This window comes from Actinoplanes sp. NPDC051633 (assembly GCF_040681735.1).
Lineage (GTDB): Bacteria > Actinomycetota > Actinomycetes > Mycobacteriales > Micromonosporaceae > Actinoplanes.
The window spans coordinates 1-4,226 of record NZ_JBFAZH010000692.1 but is presented as its reverse complement, the minus strand read 5'-3'; the positions used below and the strand labels follow the sequence as shown (position 1 = coordinate 4,226).

Annotated in this window: 4 protein-coding genes; 3 read left to right on the top strand and 1 reads right to left on the bottom strand. The window is 73.7% G+C overall.

All coding sequences use genetic code 11. The annotated features are described in order from the left end of the window. Nucleotides 1-870: BadF/BadG/BcrA/BcrD ATPase family protein (locus AB0M20_RS29900; RefSeq protein ID WP_364303661.1), on the bottom strand; the 870-nt coding region annotated here is incomplete at its 3' end. 29 nt (nucleotides 871-899) lie between these two features. Here AB0M20_RS29900 and AB0M20_RS29895 point away from each other — a divergent pair. The 3 genes from AB0M20_RS29895 to glgP form a co-directional block, all read left to right on the top strand. After that, entirely contained in the window at nucleotides 900-1,772 is an 873-nt protein-coding gene (locus tag AB0M20_RS29895) for a MurR/RpiR family transcriptional regulator (protein WP_364303660.1), read from the top strand. A gap of 32 nt (nucleotides 1,773-1,804) precedes the next feature. Continuing rightward, complete coding sequence (murQ, locus tag AB0M20_RS29890) at nucleotides 1,805-2,689, top strand: N-acetylmuramic acid 6-phosphate etherase (RefSeq protein WP_364303659.1); 885 nt, start codon at nucleotides 1,805-1,807, stop codon at nucleotides 2,687-2,689. Nucleotides 2,690-2,733: 44 nt separating this feature from the next. Further along, nucleotides 2,734-4,226: glycogen/starch/alpha-glucan family phosphorylase (glgP, locus tag AB0M20_RS29885; RefSeq protein ID WP_364303658.1), on the top strand; the 1,493-nt coding region annotated here is incomplete at its 3' end.

Genomic DNA, 4,226 nt, shown 5'->3' with positions numbered 1-4,226 from the left:
GGCGCCATCCGCGGCCTCCGACGGCTCGATGCCCGTCCGCTCGGCGACGCCGGCCCGGACCGCGCGGGCGATCGGCCCGGGGGAGAGCAGCACCGATCCGGCCAGCACGACGGCGGCGCCGGGCGGCGGCGCGATCGTGTCCAGCTTGTGCAGCAGCTTGGCGACGGCGCCGTCGCGGATCCGCCGGGCCACGGGGTCGTCCTCGGCGGCGCTGACCGCCGGGGCGAGCCGGCCCAGTGCGGCGGGCGGGATGGCGAAACCCGCGGCGAGCAGCGCCTGCGCGAGGTCCTCGCCGTGGCCGGGCGGCACGCCGAGCCCCGTGCGGACCGCCTCGACCAGCACGGTCGGCTCGCCGCGGCCGTCCAGCGCGGCCAGTGCCGCGCGCAGGGCGCGGATGCCGATCCAGACCGCGGATCCCTCGTCGCCGGCGAGCCAGCCGTACCCGTCGACCCGGCGCGCGAGCACGCCGCCGGTGAAGCGGGCGGCCAGCGCGCCCGTGCCCGCGAGCAGCAGCACGCCGTCCGGCGAGGCCGTGCCCGCCGCGTACCCGACCTCCAGATCCGTCACCGTGACCGGCGCACCGGGCAGGCCGGCCCGCCGCCAGGCCGCGGTCGCGGCCGCGCGGAAACCCTCGCGGCCGGCGCCGGCCGACCCGGCCCCACCCAGCACGCCGAGCCGGACGTCGCGGCCCTCGACCGAGGAGAGCGCGGCCTCGAGCGCCGCGCCCAGCGACGCGGCCAGGGAGACGCCGCTGCTGTTCTGGTTCGCGCCGCCGGCCACACCGCGGCCCACGATCCGCCCGTCGAGCGTGGCCACCGCGCAGCGGGTCGACGTGGCCCCGGCGTCCACACCCACCACCAATGCGTCCATCTCAGCTCCAACGAAGGAATCACGTCTCCATGACATCCTCGCCCACGACGGTGCGGGCACGCGGCCTCCTGCCCTCCCTGTCACCGGCCGAGCAGCGCGTTGCCCGGGTCGTCATCGACGAGGCCGCCACCGCCTCCCGGCTCACCATCAGCGACCTCGCCGAGCGGGCCGCGTCCTCGGAGACCACGGTGATCCGGTTCTGCCGTGCGATGGGCTTCGGCGGCTATTCCGAGCTGCGGCTCACGCTCGCCGCCGAGGCCGGGCGCGCGATCGGCGGCGACGACGAGCCGGTCGGCAGCGACATCCACGAGGGTGACGAGCTGGCGCAGGTGGTCAAGAAGATCGCCTTCGCCGATGCCCGGGCGGTCGAGGAGACCGCGTTGCAGATCGACATCGCCGTGCTCGAGCAGGTGGTCGATCTGGTGGTGGCGGCGCGGCGGGTGGACATCTACGGGGTCGGGGCGAGCGCATTCGTGGCCGCCGACTTCCAGCACAAGCTGCACCGGATCGGCCGGGTCGCGTTCGCGTGGAGCGACACGCACGTCGCGCTGACCAGCGCGGCCCTGCTGGACGACCGGGACGTGGCGTTCGGCATCTCGCACACCGGCACGACCACGGACACGATCGAGGCGTTCGCCGAGGCGGGCAAGCACGGCGCGCGGACCGTGGCGCTGACCAACTTCCCGAAGTCGCCGATCGCCCGGGCCGCCGACCATGTCCTCACCACGGCGGCCCGCGAGACCACCTTCCGGTCCGGCGCGATGGCCAGCCGGCTGGCCCAGCTCACCGTCATCGACTGCGTGTTCGTCGGCGTCGCCCAGCGCACGTACCGCGAGACGCGGGCCGCCCTGGACGTCACCTACGACGCGGTCCGCGGCCGTCGCACCGGGCGTCGGGGATGAGCGGCGCGGCGCAGATGAGAGGAGTGGACGGGATGCCGCTGGCGCGCACCGAGGAACGCAACCCGCGCAGCGCCGCCATCGACCGCATGCCCACCCTGGACCTGCTGCGGCTGATGAACGCCGAGGACCAGACCGTGCCGCTCGCGGTCGCCGCGGTGCTGCCGGAGGTGGCGGAGGCGGTCGAGCTCGCCGTCGCAACCCTGAGCGCGGGCCGGCGCATCCACTACGTCGGCGCCGGCACGTCGGGCCGGATAGCGGTGCTGGACGCCGCCGAGCTGATCCCGACCTTCGGGCTGTCGCCGGGCCGGGTGATCGCGCACATCGCCGGCGGTACCAGGGCGCTCACCCGGCCGTCGGAGGCGGCCGAGGACGACGAGAGCGCGGGCCGGGCGGTGATCGCGGACGCCGTCGCCGGCGATCTGGTGGTGGGGGTGACCGCGAGTGGGCGTACGCCGTACGTCCGCGGCGCGCTGTCGATGTCCCGCACGCTGGGCGCCCGCACGGTCCTGATCTCCGGCAACCCGCAGTCGCCGATCGCATCCCTGGCCGACGTGCACATCGCCCCGGACACCGGGCCGGAGGTGGTCACCGGGTCCACCCGGATGAAGGCGGGGACGGCGCAGAAGCTGGTGCTCAACTCCTTCTCCACCGCCACGATGGTGCGGCTGGGCAAGACCTACTCCAACCTGATGACCGACATGCTGGCCAGCAACGACAAGCTGCGCGACCGCCAGCTGCGGATCGTGGCCGACGCCACCGGCGCGGACCCGGAGGCCTGCCGCGCGGCCCTGTCCGCCACGGACGGTGACGCGAAGGTGGCGGTGGTGATGCTGGTCGGCGACGTCGACGTGGACCGGGCGCGGGCCGAGCTGTCGGCGGCCGGCGGCCACGTCCATGTCGCGCTCGCGAATATCTGAGGTACACACTGGCCAGGCCGGGGCCGCCGGGCCAGGATCATGGCATGACGGCCGAGGACTTCGAGCGCGACCTGCTGAGCAACCTCTACAACCGGCGCGGCACCACCATCGAGTCGGCCAGCGCGCAGGACGCGTACGAGACGCTCGCCATGACCGTGCGGGACCGCCTGGCCGAGCGCCGCGTCCGCACTGCGGCGGCGCACCACGCCGCGAACCCGCGCTGGATCTACTACCTCTCGGCGGAATATCTGCTCGGCCCGCAGCTCGAGCAGAACCTGCTCTACACCGGCACCGGCGCGGATGCCGCGGCCGCGCTCAAGGCGCTGGGCATGACGGCCGAGGAGGTCGAGGCGCTCGACGTCGAGCCCGGCCTGGGCAACGGCGGCCTCGGCCGGCTCGCGGCCTGCCTGCTCGACTCGATGGCCACGCTGGACCTCCCGGCCGTCGGCTACGGCCTGCGCTACGACTTCGGCATCTTCCGGCAGACCTTCGTCGACGGCGCGCAGGTCGAGCGCCCGGACGACTGGGCCTTCCAGGGCGACCCGTGGGAGTTCCCGGCGCCGGACGACCGGCAGGTGGTCGGCTTCTACGGCACCGTCGAGGGCGGCGTGTGGACGCCCGGCGAGACCGTTCTCGGCGAGCCGAGCCACATCCTGGTCCCCGGGTACGGCACCGACACCGTGAACATCGTGCGGCTGTGGAGCGCCCGGGCCGCCCAGGAGTCCTTCGACCTGTCCCGGTTCGCCAGGGGTGAATATGCCGAGGCGGTGCAGGAGGTGGTGCGGTCGGAGAACATCACCAAGGTGCTGTATCCGGACGACAGCACCGAGGCGGGCCGCGAGCTGCGCCTCAAGCAGCAGTACTTCCTGGTGTCCTGCTCGCTGCGGGACATCCTCCGGCGGTTCCGGTTCCGCAACTCCGGCTGGGACGACTTCCCGGCCAAGACGGTGATCCAGCTCAACGACACCCACCCGGTGCTGGCGATCCCCGAGCTGATGCGCCTGCTGATCGACGAGCACGGCCTCGACTGGGACGCCGCCTGGTCGATCACCCGGCGCACGTTCGCGTACACCTGCCACACCCTGCTGCCGGAGGCGCTCGAGACCTGGCCCGTACCCATGCTCGGCCGGCTCCTGCCACGCCACCTGGAGATCATCTACCTGATCAACCAACACCTGCTGGAGGAGGTCTCGGCCCGCTTCCCGGGCGACGCCGACCGCATCCGCCGCATGTCGCTGATCCAGGAGGAGCCGGAGCGGCGGGTACGCATGGCGAACCTCGCCGTCACCGGCACCGCGGCGGTCAACGGCGTGGCAGAGCTGCACTCGAAACTGCTCGTCGAGACGACCCTGCGCGACTTCGCCGAGCTGTGGCCGGACAAGTTCCACAACGTCACCAACGGCGTGACGCCGCGGCGTTTCCTGCGGCTCGCCAACCCGCAGCTCTCCGAGCTGATCACCTCGGCCCTCGGCGGGGACGGCTGGCTGCGTGACCTCTCGCTGCTCGCCGGCCTGGAGCCGCTGGCCGGCGACGCCGC